Origin of the sequence: Bradyrhizobium sp. Mp27 (assembly GCF_029953005.1) — a bacterium.
GTDB lineage: Bacteria > Pseudomonadota > Alphaproteobacteria > Rhizobiales > Xanthobacteraceae > Bradyrhizobium > Bradyrhizobium barranii.
The window spans coordinates 1-240 of the sequence record NZ_JASAUS010000771.1; the positions used below are offsets into that span (position 1 = coordinate 1).

The following is a 240-nucleotide window of genomic DNA, read 5'->3' on the forward strand; positions in this document are numbered from 1 at the left end:
GGCCTGATCCGCGGCGACGAAGCCGTGGTGTGGGCCGATGCGGCTTACGACACCCATGCCCGACGGGCCCGGCTGAAGGCGGAAGGCAAGAAGCCCCGCATCGCCCGTCGTCCCAACAGACATCATCCAGAGCTGCCGGCCCGGCTCAAACGCTACAACCTCCTCATCGCGCGCCGCCGAGCCCAGGTCGAGACCACCTTCGCTACTCTCAAACGCCGCATGCGGCTGACCTGCATCCGC

Annotated in this window: 1 protein-coding gene; it reads left to right on the forward strand. The window is 67.9% G+C overall.

Annotation, left to right across the window (positions count from 1 at the left end):
* A partial coding sequence (locus QJT78_RS52615; RefSeq protein WP_281460993.1) for a transposase occupies positions 1–240 on the forward strand: 240 nt, incomplete at both ends.